Below are 18,447 nucleotides of genomic sequence, written 5' to 3'. Positions count from 1 at the left end.
CCGCACCCTCATGGCCGAACACCCCGCCTACCCCGTAGGCCTCCGCCTCGCCGGCCGCAGGGTCGTCGTCCTCGGCGGCGGCCAGGTCGCCCAGCGCCGCCTGCCCGCCCTGATCGCGGCGGGGGCCGACGTGCGCCTCGTGTCCCCGGAGGCGACTCCGTCCGTCGAGGCGATGGCGGACGCGGGCGAGCTCGTCTGGTCGCGGCGCGTGTACGCCGAGGGCGACCTCGAGGCGGCCTGGTACGCCCTGATCGCCACCAGCGACCCGGCCGCCAACCGGCAGGCGTCCGCCGAGGCGGAGGCCCGCCGTGTCTGGTGCGTGCGCTCCGACGACGCCGACGCCGCCACCGCCTGGACCCCGGCGACCGGCCACAGCGAGGGCGTCACCATCGCCGTCCTCACCACGAAGGCCCGGGGCCGCGACCCGCGCCACACGGCGGCCGTCCGGGACGCCGTCGTGGAGGGCCTGCGCGACGGCACCCTCGTGGCTCCCCACCACCGCACCCGGACCCCGGGCGTCGCCCTCGTGGGCGGCGGCCCCGGCGACCCGGACCTGATCACGGTCCGCGGCCGCCGTCTGCTCGCCGAGGCGGACGTCGTCATCGCCGACCGGCTCGGCCCGCGCGACCTCCTCGCCGAACTCCCGCCGCACGTCGAGGTGATCGACGCGGCGAAGATCCCCTACGGCCGCTACATGGCCCAGGAGGCCATCAACAACGCGCTGATCGAGCACGCCAAGCAGGGCAAGTCGGTCGTCCGCCTCAAGGGCGGCGACCCGTACGTCTTCGGCCGCGGGATGGAGGAGCTCCAGGCCCTCGCCGAGGCGGGCATCGCCTGCACGGTCGTCCCGGGGATCTCCAGCTCGATCTCGGTCCCCGGCGCCGCCGGCATCCCGGTCACGCACCGCGGGGTCGCCCATGAGTTCACCGTGGTCAGCGGGCATGTCGCCCCCGACGACGAGCGTTCCCTGGTCGACTGGCCGTCCCTGGCGAAGCTCACCGGCACGCTGGTGGTGCTGATGGGCGTCGACAAGATCGGGAAGATCGCCGAGACCCTCGTCGCGCACGGAAAGTCGCCCGACACCCCGGTCGCCCTCGTCCAGGAGGGCACGACGGCCGCCCAGCGGCGCGTGGACGCGACCCTCGCGACCGTCGCCGAGACGGTCCGCACCGAGGAGGTCAGGCCCCCGGCGGTGATCGTCATCGGCGCCGTCGTCAACGTCGGCCCGCCGACCTCAGAGTAACCGCGGGTAACACAACCGTTCCGAGCCGTTGGCACCACACCCAGGACAAGGCAGTATCACCCTGTGGCCGATCTCATCACCGTTGACGATCCCGACGACCCGCGCCTGCGCGACTACACCGGCCTGACCGACGTCGAGCTGCGCCGCAGGCGCGAGCCCGCCGAGGGCCTGTTCATCGCCGAGGGCGAGAAGGTCATCCGCCGGGCCAAGGACGCCGGGTACGAGATGCGCTCGATGCTGCTCTCCGCCAAGTGGGTCGACGTCATGCGCGACGTCATCGACGAGCTCCCGGCGCCGGTCTACGCCGTCAGCCCGGAGCTCGCCGAACGGGTCACCGGCTACCACGTCCACCGCGGCGCGCTGGCCTCCATGCAGCGCAAGCCGCTGCCCGCGGCCGCCGAACTCCTGCAGACCGCCCGCCGGGTCGTCGTCATGGAGTCGGTCAACGACCACACCAACATCGGCGCGATCTTCCGCTCGGCGGCCGCCCTCGGCATGGACGCCGTGCTGCTCTCCCCGGACTGCGCCGACCCCCTGTACCGCCGCAGCGTGAAGGTGTCGATGGGCGCGGTCTTCTCCGTGCCGTACGCCCGGCTCGACAGCTGGCCCAAGGACCTGGACTCGGTCCGCGAGGCCGGCTTCGCCCTCCTCGCCCTCACCCCGGACGAGAAGGCCCGCAGTCTCGACGAGGCGGCGCCGCACCGGATGGACCGGGTGGCCCTGATGCTCGGCGCGGAGGGCGACGGCCTCTCCACCCAGGCACTCGTCGCCGCCGACGAATGGGTCCGCATCCCCATGTCCCACGGCGTCGACTCCCTCAACGTGGGCGCGGCGGCGGCGGTCGCCTTCTACGCGGTGGCGACGGGCCGGCCGCAACCGTAGGACCGCCGCTCGGGTCCCGGCGGGACGCCCGCCCGGGTCAGCCCTCGACCGGGTGCGCCCCGGCAGGTCCGGTCCGTCCGTCAGGTCCGGTCGGTCCGTCAGGCGCGGTCGGTCCGTTCGGTTCTTCGGACCCGGTTCCGCCGACCGGTCCGTCGGGTGCCGGCCGCTCGTGCTCCTGCTGGTGCCGGACGACGCCGTCGTTGACGCCGAGTCCGCGCGCGGGGCCCTCGCAGCCCTGGACGACGGCGATGCCGAGCGCCACGAACAGCGTCACCACGATGAACACGAAGATCCGCTGACGCAGCAGCCGCGGGTTGGCGGGCCGCCGTCCGGTTCCCGTGTTCCTCGGCCCCGGACGGCCGGTCCCGCCGCGGGGCACGGGTCTGCCGCCGTTGCCGGGACGGGTGTTGCGGGATCCGGGAGCGGGGCGGGCCCCGGAGCGCGCGGCCGGCGCGCCACCGCCCCGGGAGGGGTTCGCGCCGCGAGCCGGCGCCCCGCCGCGTGAGGGGACCGGACCACGCGAGGACGGCGTCCCGCCCCGCGGCGGCGGAGTGCCGGGCCCGCTCTGGTGGCGAACCGTGCGCTCCGAGCGGCCGGTGTCCGAGAGCCGCCCGGTGGGACGGTCCGCCTCGGCGGCCCGCGGCGCCGGAGGCCGCGCCTCCGCGAGGCCCTGCGCCTCACGGGTGGCGATCTCCTTCAGGCGCAGGGAGAGATCGAGGGTGCTGGGCCGTTCCTCGGGGTCCTTCGCCAGGCAGGCCCGCACCAGCGGCGCCAGCGCGTCCGGCACGCCGTGCAGCTGTGGCTCCTCGTGCACCACGCGGTAGAGCATGACCTCGGAACTGCCGTGCCCGAAGGGCGAGTCGGCCGTCGAGGCGTACGCGAGCGTGGCGCCGAGCGAGAACACGTCGGTGGCCGGCGTGACCAACGCCCCTCGCACCTGCTCCGGCGCCAGGAACCCGGGCGAGCCGACCGCCGTGCCGACATGCGTCAGGGTCGAGGCCCCCGTCGCCCAGGCGATGCCGAAGTCGATGATCCGGGGGCCCTTGGGGGAGAGCAGGATGTTGGACGGCTTCAGGTCCCGGTGCACGACCCCGGCTTCGTGGACGGCGACGAGCCCCTCCGACAGCGCGGCCCCGATCGAGGCGAGCTCGGCGGCGCCGAGCGGCCCCTCGTCGTTGACCTTGTCGTGCAGGGAGGGCCCGGGGACGTACTGGGTGGCGAACCAGGGCCGTTCGGCGTCCAGATCCGCCGCGACCAGCCGAGCCGTGCACCCGCCCCGGATCCGGCGCGCGGCCGACACCTCGCGTGCGAACCGCGACCGGAACTCCTGGTCCTCGGCCAGATCAGGCCTGATCACCTTCAGCGCGACCCGCTGGCCCTTCTTGTCGGACCCCAGGTAGACGACGCCCATGCCGCCCGCGCCGAGCCGTCGGTGAAGCCTGAACGAGCCGACGACACGCGGGTCCTCGCGCCTCAGGCGCATCATCGCCATGTTCATCCCCGCTGCCCGGTCCGTTTGACGTGGCACAGCTTACGTTTCCACGGCCGTTCGCGCGCAGAGGCCGCGCCCTCCGGTCCCGACCGATTGTCAGTGGCCGGTGGGAGAATTGAAGGGTGGTCAGGGGGCCTGGGAAAAGCCGCGCCTTGGCGGCTCCGTGATCTCAACCCACCTGCCACAGAAGGGGGATTGAACCCGTGAAGGGTGACCGCGTGGAGATAGTCGTCGACGCCGGCGACACGACCCGGACATACGAGGTGACGGCGAGCAGGGCGGGCCGCCGCGTGGAGACGGCGGTACGCCGAGGGGTGGTGGAAGTGAGCGAAGTCACGCGAAACGGCACCTCGGTGCGTACGGCCCGATTCATGGCGAACAGGGTGCTCGCCCTGGTCGAGCACCCGATCCCCCGGGAGGAGAGCTCGGACATACCGGCCCGCAGCGGGCGCCCCTTCCGGGAAGACCCTGAGACCTAGGTCCCCGTCTCCACCCAGGGGAGTACTCCGCAGGTCACGGCTCATCCTCCGGGAGGCCCGGCAATCGGTACGAGGGCATGACGTGCGGCGAACGCCGTCCGCCTAGATTTGAGGTCAAGCGGCGGGTGCAGCACTCGTCCCCCGAGGTCAGACGCCCGCCGCTGCCAACGACAACTGAGATACAGGTCAGGAGAGGGACCATGGCCCATACGGCACCGCGGACGATGATCCGCACACCGGGACGCACCACGCGTCCTCGTCGCACGGGCCGCCGCCACCCCCTGGTGGCGACGCTGATGGCCCTTCCCCTGGCGGTCCTGCTCCTCGTCGTCTTCGACGGCTGGGAGACAGTGGCCACACAGGCGTCGTCCGTGGGAGTGATGCTGGGGCGCTGAGCGGCGACCCCAGGCCCGGAAGAGCGGTTCGGGCGGGGACATCCACCCATGAAACCCCGTGGGGACGGGGGTGCGGCGGACGGCAAAAGATGCAGGCGCAGCTGGGGAGCTGCGCCTGCATTGTTTTCCCGCGGGCCCACGGCCCCACGGCCCCCACCGGGGCCCACGGGTCGACCGGTCGTCGTCGCCTCTGCGTACGCTCACGGGAAGACCCGTACGCCGCAGTTCCGGGAGTCACGTGACCGTCCATCCCCTGCTCGCCGAGCTCGCCCTGCGGGCCGGCGCCCGCGCTCACCGGACGGTCACGGCCTGCTCCTGCCGTGCGGCCACCCTCGCCGACCGCCCGGACGCCACCGTCGTCCGCCACGCCGACACCGTCGCGAAGGCGCATGCTCCCGGCACCGACCCGGCCGCGCTCGCCCCGCGCCTCGCCCTGGCCGCCGGCCTCCCCGACGTCCTCCTCGCCCCGCTCGCGGCGACCCCGGCCGAGCTGCACGGCCGCCTGGTGACCTTCTGGCCGTACGGCGACCCGGTCGACCCGGCCGACCCGGACGCCGCTCCCTGGGAGGCGGCCGGCGCCCTGCTCGCCCGTCTGCACCGCATCCCCGCCCCGGCCGGTCTGCCGCCGATGCGCGGCCCCGCCAAGGCCGCCCACGCCGTGGCCCGCCTGACCGCCGCGGGGCCGCATCCCGCGGTCGCGGCCGTTGTGGGCGCCTGGCGGGCACTGCCCGCCTGGGCGCGCGCCGAGGCCCCCATGCCCGAGCCGGGCGCCGTCTGCCACGGCGACCTCCACCTCGGCCAGCTCGTGCGTCATCCCGCTCCGGACGGCCCCTGGCGGCTGATCGACGTCGACGATCTCGGCGTCGGCCTGCCGGCCTGGGACCTCGCGCGCCCGGCCGCCTGGTACGCCTGCGGTCTGCTCCCGCCCGACGAGTGGACCCGCTTCCTCGACGCCTACCGCGCGGGAGGCGGCCCCGCCGTCCCCGCGTCCGGCGACCCGTGGGCCGCCCTCGACGTCGCGGCGCGCGCACTCACCGTGCAGACGGCGGCACGCGCCGTCACCAAGTCGGCGGCGCAGGGCAGGTCGTTGGACGAGGTCGAGCAGTGCCTGGTCGACGCGTGTGCCCGAATGGGATCCGTCCCGCCGCAGTTGGCGGCGGACTCGGCGAAGTAGGGTGCAACCGACCGCAGCCGGACAGTGTCTGTCCTGGCGGCAGGCGAAAGAGCCACGACCGGCGAGGAGTTGAGCCGAACCATGCAGTGCCCGAAGTGTCACGCTCAGATGCACACGTACAACCGCAACGGCGTCCAGATCGAACAGTGCAGCAACTGCCGGGGGATCTTCCTCGACTACGGCGAGCTGGAGGCGCTCACCCGCGTCGAGTCCCAGTGGTCCCAGCCCGCGCCGCCGCCCCCGGTCGCGCCGCAGGCGTACCCGGCCGCCCCGGTCGCCCCCGCCTGGGGCGCTCCCGCCCCGCACGGCGGCGGTCACCACGGAGGCGGTCACTACGGCGGCCACCACCGCCACAAGAGCTTCGGCCACATGCTGTTCTCCAGCTGAACCGGCGCACGCAGAAGCCCCCGACCGCTACGGCGGCCGGGGGCTCTCGGCGTGTGGACGATACTGGGATTGAACCAGTGACCTCTTCCGTGTCAGGGAAGCGCTCTCCCGCTGAGCTAATCGTCCTCGGGAACACGATCCGGGGATCATGTGCACTGCGTGCGCGATACTGGGATTGAACCAGTGACCTCTTCCGTGTCAGGGAAGCGCTCTCCCGCTGAGCTAATCGCGCGGGTTCGGATCTTCGAGCAGATCCAGTGGACGATACTGGGATTGAACCAGTGACCTCTTCCGTGTCAGGGAAGCGCTCTCCCGCTGAGCTAATCGTCCTTGGAGGTGGAGACGGGATTTGAACCCGTGTAGACGGCTTTGCAGGCCGTTGCCTCGCCTCTCGGCCACTCCACCAGGAGTGCAGGGGACCGGGAAGACCCCTTGTTCCTTCGAGCGGACGACGAGGCTCGAACTCGCGACCTCAACCTTGGCAAGGTTGCGCTCTACCAACTGAGCTACGTCCGCTTGTCGTTTCGTTCCGCTCTCACGGCCCGGCGACGAGTTGAACTCTAGCGGATTCCCGGGCCAGTACAAAAACGCGTTTGTGCAGCGTGCTGCGCTGTGCCCGCACGCGGGCCTGGTCAGGGGCCCCGGCCGGGACATCCGGGGACATGCGCGGGTCGCCTCCGGACGGCCCGTCCTAGACTCGACAGCGTGCTCGACCTCCCTCCTCTCGCCCGTTTCGGCGGCCGCGTCGCCACCGGCCTCCTCGATGTGACCAGCGATCCCGCGGCCCTCGACTCCGAGGGTTTCTGGGCCGTGTGCGCCGACTTCGAGGGCCGTCTGCTCTGCGCCCGCTTCGCCGACGTGCGCGAGGAGCCCGCGCCCGCCCCCGTGCCGGGGGCCTGGCGGGGGCCCGCCGCCGGTGACTGGACGTCGTCGCTCGACCGCGCCGCGTACACCGCGGGTGTGCGGCGCATCCGCGAGCAGATCGCGGCCGGCGAGGTGTACCAGGCCAACCTGTGCCGGGTCCTGACCGCGCCCATGTCGCCCGACGCCGATGTGGACGCGCTGACCGCGCTGTTGGCCCGGGGCAATCCGGCGCCGTATGCAGGAACGATTCGCCTCCCTGTGCACGGCGTGGAGACGGCCACCGCGTCCCCCGAGCTGTTCCTGCGCCGCGACGGCCGGGTCGTCGAGTCCGGGCCCATCAAGGGGACCGGGCGCACCGAGGCGGACCTCCTCGCCAAGGACTACGCCGAGAACGTGATGATCGTGGACCTCGTCCGCAACGACGTCGGCCGGGTCTGCGCCACCGGCAGTGTGACCGTCCCCGACCTGTGCGCCGTCGAGAAGCACCCGGGCCTGGTCCACCTCGTCTCCACGGTCCGCGGCGAGCTGCGCGAGGACGCCGGCTGGCCCGAACTGTTCGACGCCGCCTTCCCGCCCGGCTCGGTCACCGGCGCCCCCAAGTCCAGCGCCCTGCGCGTCATCGACGCCCTGGAGACGGCGCCCCGCGGCCCGTACTGCGGCGGCATCGGCTGGGTCGACGCCGACCGGGGCACGGGCGAGCTGGCCGTCGGGATCCGCACCTTCTGGATCGAGCGGTCCACCGGCGGCGGCCCCGTGCTGCGCTTCGGCACCGGCGCGGGCATCACCTGGGGCTCCGACCCCGAGGCCGAGTGGGAGGAGACCGAGCTGAAGGCGTCCCGGCTGCTCGCGGTAGCGTCGGGTGCGTACGAGGTGAGTGAAGGGACGCTGACGTGAAGATCTGGCTCGACGGCGGGCTGCAGGACAGCGGCGCCGCCCGCGTCTCCGTCTTCGACCACGGGCTGACCGTGGGCGACGGCATCTTCGAGACGGTGAAGGCGGTGAACGGCACGACCTTCGCGCTCACCCGCCACCTCGACCGGCTGACCCGCTCCGCCCGCGGCCTCGGCCTGCCCGACCCCGACCACGACGAGGTCCGCCGAGCCTGCGCCGCCGTCCTCGAAGCCAACCCGATGCCGCTCGGCCGGCTCCGCATCACCTACACCGGCGGCCGGGCCCCCCTCGGCTCCGAGCGCGGCGAACACGGCCCCACCCTCGTCGTCGCCCTCGGCGAGACCACCCGGCGCGCGGACTCCACGGCCGTCGTCACGGTCCCCTGGACCCGCAACGAACGCGGTGCGCTCAGCGGGCTCAAGACCACCTCGTACGGCGAGAACGTCGTCGCCCTGGCCCGCGCCCACCGACAGGGCGCCAGCGAGGCCCTGTTCGCCAACACGGTCGGGCGGCTCTGCGAGGGCACCGGGTCCAACGTCTTCGTCGTCCTGGACGGCGAGATCCACACCCCGCCCCTCGCCTCGGGCTGCCTCGCGGGCATCACGCGCGAACTGACCGTCGAGTGGACCGGCGCCCGGGAGAGCGACCTGCCGCTGGACGTGCTGGAGCGGGCCGACGAGGTCTTCCTCACCTCCACCCTGCGCGACGTCCAGGCCGTCCACCGCGTCGACGACCGCGAACTGCCGGGCGCGCCCGGGCCGGTGACCGCCAAGGCGATGCGGATCTTCACCGAGCGCAGTGGGCACGATCTCGACCCGTGAGGGCCGCGCCGGCTCCGTGGCCGCCGTGAAAAACGGGCTGCCGATCCCGTCCGCAGAGGGGTAGAACACCCCTGATGACCACGACCCTGCGGCCGACCGAGCCGCTGCAACGCGCCGCCGACGGGGCGCTCTCGCGCCACTACCAGGTGTGCGTCAACAGCCGCCCCGTCGGAGAGGTCCGTCTCTCCACGTCCCCCGCCTTCGGTTCCGACGGCGTCGCCCGGATCGCCGACCTGCGCATCGAGGAACGGGACCGCGGGCGGGGCCGGGGCACCGTGGCGGCGCTGGCCGCCGAGGAGGTGGCCCGCGGCTGGGGCTGCACGCGCGTCGAGCTCAGGGTGCCGGCCGACGCGGACGCCGCGCTGCGCCTGGCGAGCGCGCTCGGCTACGTCCACCGCAACCGCGGCATGGAGAAGACCCTCGGCGCGGCCGCCCCCGCCCTCCCCGACGGCAGCCTGGGCAGGGCCATGACGGAAGAGGAGTTCGGGCCCTGGCTGGAGCTCGCCCTCGCCGGCTACGCCCGGGCCTGGCGCGACCGCGGGGTGCCCGAGGAGGCGGCGTGGGCCAGGTCGCGGCGGGACCACGAGCGGCTGCTGCCCCAGGGCCTGGCGACGTCGGACACGCTGATCAGCGTCCTGGAGCACCGAGGCGAACCGGTCGGCTCGCTCTGGGTGTCGTTCAAGGACGACAAGGCGTTCGTGTTCGACGTCGAGGCCGACGAGGCCCACCGGGGCCGCGGCCACGGGCGCTCCCTGATGCTGCTGGCCGAGGCGCAGGCGATCGGGAACGGCAAGCGGGTCCTCGGCCTCAACGTCTTCGCCGGCAACACTCCGGCCGAGCGGCTGTACGAGTCGCTCGGGTACGTGCCGGTGAGCTACTCGATGTACAAGAACCTGCTCTGAGCCTGCTCTTCGAGCTTTGGCGGGGGCGGTGGGACAAGCGGTCGGCCGGGCCGTCCGGCTGTCCGTCCGGCTGCCGTCCAGCTGTCCGCCGCGCTGTCCGTCCGGCCTCTCCCCGTCGGGTCTCAGGCCTGCTCGGCCAGCAGCCGGTCGGCGATCTCCTGGATCCGGGCGCGCAGCCCCTCCTGGCTCTTGCCGCCGTCCAGCCGCTCACCGCCGATGACGTACGTCGGGGTCCCGGTCACGCCGATCGCCTTGCCCTCGGCCTGGTCGGCGTCCACGATCAGGATGTGCCGGCCGTCGATCAGAGCGGTGTCGAACTCCTCGGCGTCCAGCCCCAGTTCGCCGGCGACCTCGACCAGGAAGGGTTCACCCCTACGGTCCAGCTCCTCGACCCGGCCCAGCACGGCCTCGACGTAGGGCCACCCATGTCCCTGCTCCAGCGCCTCCTCGGCCGCCTGCGCGGCGGCGAAGGCGTGCTTGTGCTTCTCCAGCGGGAAGTGCCGCAGCCGCAGCTCCAGCCGGTCGCCGTAGCGCTCGCGCAGCGCGCTCAGGTCGTGGAGCGCGCCACGGCAGTCGGGGCACTGCAGCTCGCACCAGACGTCGAGGACGACGGCACGGTCCGGCCCCGGGGAGGGCGCGGCCGGCGTCGTCGACGCGGGGGAGGGGGAGCCGGGGGAGACGGAGGAGACGGAGGAGGTCGGGGACGAGTCGCTCATGGGGCCAGTCTCCCAGCCCCCGCCCGGCCGTCCCCATCCGGACCTGCCGCACCGGGCGCGCGGCGATCGCACGCGAACCGGCGCGCCGATCGGGGACGAGCCGGCGCGGCACCTGCGGAGGAGCCGACCCGGAGATGTCCCTGATGTCCGGCCGGAACATGGCCCGCGAGGCCCGCGCAGGTGCAGGATGGAAGGGACGACGAAGCAGCGCACCGCCTCGCGGGCCGTGCTGCCGAGTCGGTCGAGAGCCAGCCCTAGTGAGCCCACGCCTGGAGACCGGATGATTGCCGAGACCGTCTGTTCCGCCGTCGCCGTGGCCGGCTTGGGCATCGCGGCCGTCACGGCCTATCGCAAACGCTTCCTGGCCGCGGCCCGCATCGCGGCCTACGCCCTCGTGCCGCTCGGTCTGGTGATGACCGGCGCCGTCGGATGGGTCGTCGACACCGCCTTCAGTCCCACCGCCTGGGCGGGCTTCGTGGTGCTCGGCGGGGCCTGGGCCCTCTTCGCCTCCACCCGGGCGGTGGAGCGCCGCCGCGGCGGCACCCGCAAGGAGCGCAGGGCAGCGGCCCGCGCCGCACGGACGGACGCGGTGGCCCCCGCCGCCTCGGCGCCCTCCCTGGGGCAGGCCTCCCGTCCGGCCGACCGCCCGGCGTCCCGGCCCGCGGCCGCCCCCAGGGCCACCGGCGGCTCCGACGACTTCAGCGACATCGAGGCCATCCTCAAGAAGCACGGCATATGAAGCGGCGGCGGAGGCGGAACAGCGTGAACGTCGCCGCGTGAACCACGGCAGCGGAGCCGACCCTCGAAACGACACAGTCGGCCCGCGCGTGCGCGGAAACGATCACGGCCTGAAACCGACGTCACGGATTCTGGCGAACTCCCGCTCAAACCGCGCCTGTAGATCGCGCCGGGGAGGCCACCTGCGTCATCATCGCCCGCGAGATGCTGGACACGACACAGAGCGACGACGCGCCACCTCAGGACGAGCCGCGCGGGTGCCTCTTCGCCCTTTCCCAGCCACCGCTGATGATCTTCCTGGCGGTGATCGGGTGTCTGCTGCTCATGGCTTCGCTGCATGATCTGCTGCTGCTGTGAGCCGTACCCGCGGTCCCCGGCGTCACCCGCCGGGGCCCGTCGGCATCGAGCGCCCTGCCGGCGCCCCCTCCGCGTGCCGGGAGGTCAGCCCGCGGCCTCCTTGCGGCGCGCCCGGTAGGCGGCCACATGGAGCCGGTTGCCGCACGTGCGGCTGTCGCAGTACCTGCGGGACCGGTTGCGCGAGAGGTCGACGAAGGCGCGCCGGCAGTCCGGGGCCTCGCATCGCCGCAGCCGCTCCTCTTCCCCGGCGACCACGAAGAACGCCAGCGCCATCCCGCAGTCGGCCGCCAGGTGGTCGGCGACGGACGCGCCGGGCGCGAAGTAGTGCACATGCCAGTCGTAGCCGTCGTGGTCGGTGAGGCGAGGCGTGGTGCCCGCGGCGGCCACCAGGTCGTTGATCAGTCCGGCCGCGACGCGTGGGTCCGTCGCGGCGAAGATCCCGGCGAACCGTCCGCGGATCTTCCGCACCGCGGAAAGGTCGAACTCGGAGAGCACGCCGACGTCACTTATGTCGTGCTTTCGCACGAACTCCTCGAGGGCGGCGACATCCGGCAGCGCGTCCGGGGTCGTGCCGTCCTCCGGGGCGGTGTTCACCAGATCCACCACGGTGTCGAGCGCACACCGGGTGTCGTGGGTGATCAGCACGTTTCGCTCCCTGGCCTGGAGGTCGGGCGGGTGCCCGCCGATGCTGGCCGATGGTAGCCGCACCGGGCCGCCGAACCACGGTCGAACGGGGACCCGGATTCCGGCGGCCGGGAACGACGGACGGCCCGGGGAGCGCCGCCGGGGCCGCCGCGGACACGCCGACGCCGCCCCACGGCAGCCCGTGGCGCGGCGTCGGCGCATGCCCTATGCGGTTGTATCAGCCCGAACCGTCTCCCCGAGTGGACGGCGCCGGGCGGCTCGGTGTGAGCCTCGCCCTAGCTCTCCGCCAGGATGTGCGAGAGCTCTTGGTCGAGATCGAAGTGCCGGTGTTCCGTGCCGGGAGGCACGGCCGCGTCCGTCCGCTTCAGGAAGGACTCCAGGGCTCGCGCCGGGGCCTCGAGCAGGGCTTCGCCCTCAGGAGAGCTCAGAGCGATGCAGACGACGCCCTGACCGTGGCTGCGCGACGGCCAGACTCGGACGTCGCCCGTGCCCGTGGGCCGGTGCAGCCCTTCGGCGAGGAGGTCGCGGGCGAACACCCACTCGACGGTCTCTTCGGCTCCGGTGTGGAAGGTGGCGTGCACGGCGTAGGGGTCGGCCGTGTCGTACCGCAGGCCTGCGGGGACAGGCAGGGAGGACTCGCTCGACACAACGAGGCGCAGGTGCAGCTCGCAGCTGACCGTGGTGTTCATAAGCGCCAGGGCCTTTCGCTCAGTGTGCGCTCGGGGATTCGCACGTCGGCGAAATCGACATGCCACCTACGGTGCCGTTGTAAACCCCTCTGCGTGTTTTGCGTGCCTTTACGTAACTCTTCCGGCCGACACCTCGTTCGCCGAGTGCCACCATTCCGGTGACCGGAATCTCTCGGGTAGGGTCTGGCTGTATGAATACGGGGAGTGACGAGTCCGGCGACGCGTCCGTGGCGGCGGACGGGGCGAAACCGGACGGAGCGGCGCAGGAACAGCGCGGGCAGGGGCTCGGCTCCAAGGCTCCCGAATTCGTCAAGGCGCGCCGCATGCTGCACCTGAGCTGGCAGGTCGGCGTCTTCGTGATCGGCCTCGCCGTGGTGGGCGCCGGCATCGTCATGCTGCCGCTGCCCGGTCCCGGCTGGGTCGTGATCTTCGGCGGCATGGCGATCTGGGCGACCGAGTTCGTCTGGGCCCAGCTGGTGCTCCGCTGGACCAAACGCAAGGTCACCGAGGCGGCCCAGCGTGCCCTGGACCCGAAGGTCCGGCGCCGCAACATCATCCTGACCTCGATCGGCCTGGTGGTCATCGGGGCGTTGCTGGGGGTCTACCTGTGGAAGTTCGGCCTGGAGATGCCCTGGAACATCAGGGACCAGTGATCCGCGGCGGTCGGCGGGCGGGGGCCTCCGTCCGCCTTCGTACATGGTCACAGTCACCCCCTGACTTGGGGTAATGTTCTTCCTGCGTCCGGGCGATTAGCTCAGTGGGAGAGCGCTTCGTTCACACCGAAGAGGTCACTGGTTCGAACCCAGTATCGCCCACCCGGAACGTCGGCCCGTCTGCGACACAGCAGACGGGCCGACGCCGTTTCACCGCCCCCCGGCCACGCACGGCGCGTACCGCCCTCCCCGCCGCGCACGGCCTGCGCCGTCCTCCTCGCCGCTCACGCCCTGCGCCGTCCTCCTCGCCGCTCACGCCCTGCGCCGTCCTTCCCGCCGCTCACGGCCCGTACCGCCCTCCCCGCCGCTCATGGCCCCTCGGGACCCGTGGTCCATGCGGCCCATGCGGCCCGTGCGGCCCGTGCGGCCCGTGAGGCCCGTGCGGCCCGTGCGGCTCGTCCGGCGGCCCCTGCGTCCGTACTGGCCACGGCGGCCGCTGAGGCCGGCGCGATCCCCGCGGCCCGGGGTGACGTGAGGCGACACGGGGTTCCGCGGCCGACACCGGCCCGACCCCTGCCAGCCCCCGACAGGCCAGCTCGTCCCGGCACCCCCGTCGGTCCCAGTGGCCGCTGCTGCCAGCCCCTGGTCAGCGCCCTGCCGGTCCCGGCGACCGGCCCTTACGCGGCCCCCCTGCCAGCCTCAGCCGCCGGTTCCGCCCGACTCTCCTCGGCCACGCCCGACCAGTTGCGCAGCGCTTCCCCCGCGCGGCCTACCTCCCGGTCGCCCCCGGTCCTCACCGCCGGATCCCTGGACGCCTCGCCACGCTCCAGCTCGTCTTGCGGCCTGCCTTCGGGGCGCGCCCCGCCTCCGGTCGGATCCGGTCACACCCCGTAACCCTCACCGCCCCCGCCGCCCGCGCGCCCTTGGCGCCGCCCCCGCCCCACAGGCAAGCCCCTCAACCACCTCACACTCCATCAATTCACCTGCCTCCCATGGGGATCTGTCCTCCCCCAGGCCAAGCCGCCGTCCCGGCGCGGGTTTCAGCCGTTCGCCCCTTGCCCGCGAAAGCTGATCCTCGGTTCGATGCGCCGAACGGAAGCCCCTCACCAGGAGCTTCACGTTCGGGTGAGTGCCAAACGGTCCGGGAACGGCCGCCCCGCCGCGGAGTCGCCGCACAAGAAATTCCTGTCCGAATCATTGACGCTCTCTCAACCCCCTCGTACCTTGTGCCAGCAAGCGCTTTCTTGAAACGATTCATGCAAGCGGCAGTGACGCTGCGGGGAGGGCCCGACTGTGGGAACCAGCAGGAATGTTGAGAGGCGAACGATCCTCAAGGCCGCGGGGGCGACGGCGGCCACGCTGGGCCTGGCCGCGACCACCGGGTGCGGGGGAGACAGTGGGACCTCCGCCGACGGGACGGTGACGATCCGTTATGCGTGGTGGGGTGGCGAGCCGCGCACCATCGCCATCAAGAAGACGATCGCGCTCTTCGAGAAGAAGTACCCGAAGATCAAGATCAAGCCCGAATTCACCGACTACGAGGCGTTCTGGGAGAAGTTCCAGACCCAGGCTTCCGGCGGGAATCCGCCGGACGTTTTCCAGAATGCGGTCGGCTTTCTGCGCAAGTACGACAAGCGCGGTGTTCTGATGGATCTGAAGGCGCAGGCGGACGCGGGAAACCTGAAGCTGGAGAACTTCCGCAACGGTGTTCTGGCGAACGGTCAGGTCGACGGCAAGCAGATCGGCATACCCGTCGGCGCGAACACCATGGCGCTCGTCATCGACCTGAAGGCCTTCAAGAAGGCGGGCGTGGCGGCGAAGTTCGGCTGGACCTGGGACGACTACTTCGCCGCGCTGCAGACCGTCCAGGACAAACTGAAGATCGCCGGTGACACCGGATACTTCAACATCATGTACCTCTACGACCTGTACCTGCGTCAGAACGGAAAGGCGTTCTTCACGGAGACCGGTCTCGGCTTCACCGAGGACGACGTGACGCAGTGGTGGGAGGACGGCTACAAGCGCGTCAAGTCCGGACTCGTCGCCGACCCCAAGAAGATCGAGCAGGTCAAGCCGAAGTCGGGACTCTCGGCGGGCCTGGCCGCGTCCGAGTTCACCTGGGACAACTTCTCCATCCGCTATGAGGGCGAGGGCGAGTCGGACTACGGGCTCGCGCCCATTCCCACCACGAACGGCAAGGACACCGGCCAGTACCTCGGCTCGCTGATGCTGAGCGCCTTCTCCGGGACCAAGCACCCGAAGGAAGCGGCCCAGTTCATCGACTTCATGGTCCACGACCCCGAGGTCGGCAAGATCATGGGCTACGACCGCGGCATCCTCGCCACCACCGAGCAGTACGACGCCTTCAAGCCGGCCGACGCCCAGAACAAGGGCGTCGCGGCCTACGAGGACGAGGTCTCCAAGGCTGGCGTGCTCGGGAAGATCACCCCGCACCCGTCCGGCGCGGACGTCATCGAGGCGGCCTTCCTGCGCATCGGCGGTGAGGTCGCCCAGGGCAAGACCAAGCCGGCCGACGCCGCGAAGGCGCTGTTCAGCGAGGCCAAGGCCGCGTTCGCGGGCTGAGGGGACGTACCACCATGACGCTCGTCAAGGAAGCGCCCGCACGCCCGGCGAAGGAGCGGTCCGCCGCTCCGGTCGCCGGGCGACGCGGGCGGCGGCGCGAGAATCTCGCCGGCTATCTCTTCATGTCGCCGTGGATCGCGGGGTTCCTGCTGCTCACGGCCGGGCCGATGATCGCCTCGCTGTACTACGCGTTCACGAGCTACAACCTGTTCACGCCGCCCAGGTGGGTGGGTCTCGACAACTTCACCACGATGTTCCAGGATCCGCGCTGGCAGAAGTCGGTGCAGGTCACGCTGAAGTACGTCGTCGTGGCCACACCGCTGAAGCTGCTCCTCGCCCTCGGGGTGGCGCTGCTGCTCGCGCAGAAGCGGCGCGGACAGGCCCTGTACCGGGCCGCGTTCTACATGCCGTCGCTCATCGGGGCCAGCGTCTCCGTGGGCTTCGTGTGGCGGGCGCTGTTCTCCGACGGCGCCGTGGTCGACCGTACGCAGAAGATCTTCGGGCTCGACGTCGGCGGCTGGATCGGCAACCCGGACTACGTCCTGTACGCGCTGGTGGCGCTGAGCATCTGGCAGTTCGGCGCGCCGATGGTCATCTTCCTGGCGGGGCTCAAACAGGTGCCGCAGGAACTGTACGAGGCCGCCGAGATGGACGGCGCCGGCCCGTTCCGCCAGTTCTGGAACATCACGCTGCCGATGATCTCCCCGGTCCTCTTCTTCAACGTGCTGCTGGAGTCGATCCACGCGTTCCAGGTGTTCGGCTCGGCGTACGTCGTCTCCGACACCCGGTGCGGACCGGCCGACGCCACGTTGGTCTATACCTGCTACCTGTACCAGAAGGGCTTCAAGGAGGCCCAGATGGGCTTCGCCTCCGCGATGGCCTGGACGCTGGTGGTGGCGGTGGCGCTCGTCACGGCGGTCCTGTTCTGGTCGCAGAAGAAGTGGGTGCACTACGAGGAGGCCGCCAAGTGAGCACTGCCACCACCCCCGTCGCACGGGCCGCCAGCGAGCGGCGGCGCGTCGGCTCCCTCGCCTGGCACGTGGGGGCGCTGCTCGTGCTCGCCGTCGTCCTCTACCCGGTGGTCTGGGTGCTCGGGGCCTCGTTCAAGCCGAGCAAGGACATCGTCGCCAGCCTCGACCTGCTGCCAGCCAAGCCGGTCTGGGCGAACTTCTCCGGGCTCGCCGACGGCATCTCCGGGATCTCCATCGGCACCTTCTTCACCAACTCGCTCATGTACGCCGTCCTGGCCGTGGCCGGCGTGGTGCTCTCCAGCTCGCTCACCGCGTACGCCTTCGCCAAGATCCGGTTCGCCGGGCGGAACCTGCTCTTCACCCTGATGATCGGCACGCTGCTGCTGCCGTACCACGTGCTGCTCATCCCGCAGTACGTGCTGTTCCGCAATCTCGGCTACATCGACACGCTGGTACCGCTCGTGGCGGGGAAGTTCCTGGCCACTGAGGCGTTCTTCGTCTTCCTGATGGTCCAGTTCATGCGCGGGCTGCCGCGCGAGCTGGACGAGGCGGCCAAGCTGGACGGCTGCGGGCACCTGCGGACCTACTGGTCCGTCGTGCTGCCGCTGAGCCGTCCGGCGATCATCACCAGCGCCATCTTCGCCTTCATCAACGCGTGGAACGACTTCATGGGTCCGTTGATCTACCTGAACACCCCCTCCAAGTACACGGTCTCGCTCGGGCTGATGATGTTCCGCGACCAGGAGGGCATCTCCGACTACGGCAGCATGATCGCGATGTCGCTGGTGGCGCTCGTTCCGGTCATCGCCTTCTTCATGGCCTTCCAGCGCCATCTCATCGACGGCATGGCGACCTCCGGACTGAAGGGCTGAGGCGGTCACCATGGCGCAAGCACGGGTGAGGGCCCGCTCCGCGCGCAGGGAGTCGGTGTTCGGCGAGCGCTTCGCGGTCTTCGCCGAGTGTCTGCTCACCGGGGTGTGGATCGCGATCGCCAGCCTCGGCGTCGTCACCTGTCCCGCGGCCTTCGCGGCCGGCGCACGGCACCTGCGGCGGCGTACGAGCCATCAGGAGGGCGGTCTGCGGGACTTCGCCGCGGACTTCCTGGCGGCCGTGCGCGGGGGATGGGTCGTCGGGCTCGCCGGCTGGGCCGCGGCCGCCGCGGTCCGGGTGGACGTCCTGGCCTCCCGGGCCGGGCTGCCCGGCGGGCCGTACGTCGGGGCGGTGGGCGTCTTCGCGCTGATCGGGCTCGTCGTGACCCTGCTGCGGGCGGCGGCCGTCTGGACGCCCGGCTCCCGCTGGCGGGCGCTGCTCGCGGACGCCGGGCGGCGCACCGTGCGCGATCCCGCCGGGTCCTTCCTGATCGTCTGCGGCCTCGCCGTCGTCGCCCTGTCCGCCTGGTTCGTCCCGCCGCTGGCGGTTCCCGTCCTCGGGGCCGCCGTCGCGGCGGCCGTCGCCGTCGAGGCGCGGTACCGGCACCGCTGACGGCGGCGCCCTCGTCCGGGGACGGCGCCTCGGGCGTCGTTCCTCTCTCTGTCATGCCCCTGACCATCCCGCTGCGCAAGCCG

General features: G+C 72.0%; 20 protein-coding genes and 6 tRNA genes. 17 read left to right on the top strand and 9 right to left on the bottom strand.

All coding sequences use genetic code 11. The annotated features are described in order from the left end of the window. Positions 1-10 precede the first annotated feature (10 nt). Both cobA and Sri02f_RS15115 read left to right on the top strand, forming a co-directional pair. The gene (cobA, locus tag Sri02f_RS15120; RefSeq protein WP_109001705.1) at positions 11-1,243 is read left to right on the top strand and encodes a uroporphyrinogen-III C-methyltransferase; all 1,233 of its coding nucleotides are present in this window, start codon (positions 11-13) and stop codon (positions 1,241-1,243) included. 63 nt (positions 1,244-1,306) lie between these two features. Then, positions 1,307-2,125 carry a TrmH family RNA methyltransferase gene (locus tag Sri02f_RS15115; protein ID WP_109001704.1) on the top strand — a complete coding sequence of 273 codons (819 nt, stop codon included), beginning with the start codon at positions 1,307-1,309 and terminating at the stop codon, positions 2,123-2,125. Positions 2,126-2,162: 37 nt separating this feature from the next. On the opposite strand, the gene Sri02f_RS15110 is transcribed toward Sri02f_RS15115, so the two are convergent. After that, complete coding sequence (locus Sri02f_RS15110) at positions 2,163-3,623, bottom strand: protein kinase domain-containing protein (RefSeq protein WP_245970640.1); 1,461 nt, start codon at positions 3,621-3,623, stop codon at positions 2,163-2,165. Between the two features lie 197 nt (positions 3,624-3,820). Here Sri02f_RS15110 and Sri02f_RS15105 point away from each other — a divergent pair, with 197 nt between their 5' ends. The 4 genes from Sri02f_RS15105 to Sri02f_RS15090 all read left to right on the top strand — a co-directional run bounded on the left by Sri02f_RS15105 (position 3,821) and on the right by Sri02f_RS15090 (position 6,052). Beyond that, positions 3,821-4,096, top strand: a complete 276-nt coding sequence (locus Sri02f_RS15105) for a DUF8836 family protein (RefSeq protein ID WP_069771855.1) — start codon at positions 3,821-3,823, stop codon at positions 4,094-4,096. A 200-nt stretch (positions 4,097-4,296) separates the two neighbouring features. Next, on the top strand, positions 4,297-4,491 hold the full coding sequence (locus Sri02f_RS15100; RefSeq protein ID WP_109001702.1) for a hypothetical protein: 195 nt from the start codon (positions 4,297-4,299) through the stop codon (positions 4,489-4,491). Between the two features lie 238 nt (positions 4,492-4,729). Next, positions 4,730-5,665 (top strand): aminoglycoside phosphotransferase family protein, encoded by a 936-nt coding sequence (locus Sri02f_RS15095; protein WP_109001701.1) that lies wholly within the window; start codon positions 4,730-4,732, stop codon positions 5,663-5,665. Between the two features lie 81 nt (positions 5,666-5,746). Continuing rightward, on the top strand, positions 5,747-6,052 hold the full coding sequence (locus Sri02f_RS15090) for a TFIIB-type zinc ribbon-containing protein (RefSeq protein ID WP_109001700.1): 306 nt from the start codon (positions 5,747-5,749) through the stop codon (positions 6,050-6,052). A gap of 54 nt (positions 6,053-6,106) precedes the next feature. Here the strand turns inward: Sri02f_RS15090 and Sri02f_RS15085 are convergent. The 5 genes from Sri02f_RS15085 to Sri02f_RS15065 all read right to left on the bottom strand — a co-directional run bounded on the left by Sri02f_RS15085 (position 6,107) and on the right by Sri02f_RS15065 (position 6,568). Next, positions 6,107-6,178 (bottom strand) — tRNA-Val (locus Sri02f_RS15085). Positions 6,179-6,212: 34 nt separating this feature from the next. After that, positions 6,213-6,284 (bottom strand) — tRNA-Val (locus Sri02f_RS15080). A gap of 26 nt (positions 6,285-6,310) precedes the next feature. Continuing rightward, a tRNA-Val gene (locus tag Sri02f_RS15075) sits at positions 6,311-6,382 on the bottom strand. Position 6,383: 1 nt separating this feature from the next. Continuing rightward, positions 6,384-6,457 (bottom strand) — tRNA-Cys (locus Sri02f_RS15070). Positions 6,458-6,495: 38 nt separating this feature from the next. Then, positions 6,496-6,568, bottom strand: a tRNA-Gly gene (locus Sri02f_RS15065). Positions 6,569-6,757: 189 nt separating this feature from the next. Between Sri02f_RS15065 and Sri02f_RS15060 the strand changes: the two genes are divergently transcribed. The 3 genes from Sri02f_RS15060 to Sri02f_RS15050 all read left to right on the top strand — a co-directional run bounded on the left by Sri02f_RS15060 (position 6,758) and on the right by Sri02f_RS15050 (position 9,530). Continuing rightward, positions 6,758-7,810 carry a chorismate-binding protein gene (locus Sri02f_RS15060; protein WP_109001698.1) on the top strand — a complete coding sequence of 351 codons (1,053 nt, stop codon included), beginning with the start codon at positions 6,758-6,760 and terminating at the stop codon, positions 7,808-7,810. After that, a complete protein-coding gene (locus tag Sri02f_RS15055) occupies positions 7,807-8,628 on the top strand; it encodes an aminotransferase class IV (RefSeq protein WP_109001696.1) in 822 nt (273 codons plus the stop codon). The genes Sri02f_RS15060 and Sri02f_RS15055 overlap by 4 nt, the downstream gene beginning before the upstream one ends. 74 nt (positions 8,629-8,702) lie before the next feature. Beyond that, positions 8,703-9,530: a GNAT family N-acetyltransferase gene (locus Sri02f_RS15050; RefSeq protein ID WP_174855653.1), complete on the top strand. Its 828-nt coding sequence runs from the start codon at positions 8,703-8,705 to the stop codon at positions 9,528-9,530. A gap of 122 nt (positions 9,531-9,652) precedes the next feature. Here the strand turns inward: Sri02f_RS15050 and Sri02f_RS15045 are convergent, their stop codons facing one another. Next, positions 9,653-10,246, bottom strand: a complete 594-nt coding sequence (locus Sri02f_RS15045; protein WP_245970639.1) for a DsbA family protein — start codon at positions 10,244-10,246, stop codon at positions 9,653-9,655. Positions 10,247-10,526: 280 nt separating this feature from the next. Here Sri02f_RS15045 and Sri02f_RS15040 point away from each other — a divergent pair, with 280 nt between their 5' ends. Further along, complete coding sequence (locus Sri02f_RS15040; RefSeq protein ID WP_109001690.1) at positions 10,527-10,985, top strand: hypothetical protein; 459 nt, start codon at positions 10,527-10,529, stop codon at positions 10,983-10,985. A 203-nt stretch (positions 10,986-11,188) separates the two neighbouring features. After that, positions 11,189-11,341: a hypothetical protein gene (locus Sri02f_RS41710; RefSeq protein ID WP_167467550.1), complete on the top strand. Its 153-nt coding sequence runs from the start codon at positions 11,189-11,191 to the stop codon at positions 11,339-11,341. A gap of 84 nt (positions 11,342-11,425) precedes the next feature. On the opposite strand, the gene Sri02f_RS15035 is transcribed toward Sri02f_RS41710, so the two are convergent. Next, positions 11,426-11,986, bottom strand: a complete 561-nt coding sequence (locus Sri02f_RS15035) for a CGNR zinc finger domain-containing protein (protein WP_109001688.1) — start codon at positions 11,984-11,986, stop codon at positions 11,426-11,428. Positions 11,987-12,261: 275 nt separating this feature from the next. Further along, positions 12,262-12,675, bottom strand: a complete 414-nt coding sequence (locus Sri02f_RS15030) for an SsgA family sporulation/cell division regulator (protein WP_004002642.1) — start codon at positions 12,673-12,675, stop codon at positions 12,262-12,264. A gap of 191 nt (positions 12,676-12,866) precedes the next feature. Between Sri02f_RS15030 and Sri02f_RS15025 the strand changes: the two genes are divergently transcribed. The 6 genes from Sri02f_RS15025 to Sri02f_RS15000 all read left to right on the top strand — a co-directional run bounded on the left by Sri02f_RS15025 (position 12,867) and on the right by Sri02f_RS15000 (position 18,364). Further along, positions 12,867-13,328, top strand: coding sequence for a TIGR02611 family protein (locus tag Sri02f_RS15025; RefSeq protein WP_109001686.1), 462 nt, complete (start codon positions 12,867-12,869; stop codon positions 13,326-13,328). A gap of 90 nt (positions 13,329-13,418) precedes the next feature. After that, positions 13,419-13,490 (top strand) — tRNA-Val (locus tag Sri02f_RS15020). Positions 13,491-14,621: 1,131 nt separating this feature from the next. Further along, positions 14,622-15,911, top strand: a complete 1,290-nt coding sequence (locus Sri02f_RS15015) for an ABC transporter substrate-binding protein (RefSeq protein ID WP_109001685.1) — start codon at positions 14,622-14,624, stop codon at positions 15,909-15,911. Between the two features lie 14 nt (positions 15,912-15,925). Beyond that, positions 15,926-16,882, top strand: a complete 957-nt coding sequence (locus Sri02f_RS15010; protein WP_109001683.1) for a carbohydrate ABC transporter permease — start codon at positions 15,926-15,928, stop codon at positions 16,880-16,882. Next, positions 16,879-17,754, top strand: a complete 876-nt coding sequence (locus Sri02f_RS15005; protein ID WP_109001682.1) for a carbohydrate ABC transporter permease — start codon at positions 16,879-16,881, stop codon at positions 17,752-17,754. The genes Sri02f_RS15010 and Sri02f_RS15005 overlap by 4 nt, the downstream gene beginning before the upstream one ends. A 10-nt stretch (positions 17,755-17,764) precedes the next feature. Then, on the top strand, positions 17,765-18,364 hold the full coding sequence (locus Sri02f_RS15000) for a hypothetical protein (RefSeq protein WP_109001680.1): 600 nt from the start codon (positions 17,765-17,767) through the stop codon (positions 18,362-18,364). Positions 18,365-18,447: the final 83 nt, after the last annotated feature.

Origin of the sequence: Streptomyces rishiriensis (assembly GCF_003112535.1) — a bacterium.
Lineage (GTDB): Bacteria > Actinomycetota > Actinomycetes > Streptomycetales > Streptomycetaceae > Streptomyces > Streptomyces rishiriensis.
The sequence above is the reverse complement of the archived record's forward strand: the minus strand, read 5'-3'. Positions and strand labels throughout refer to the sequence as shown.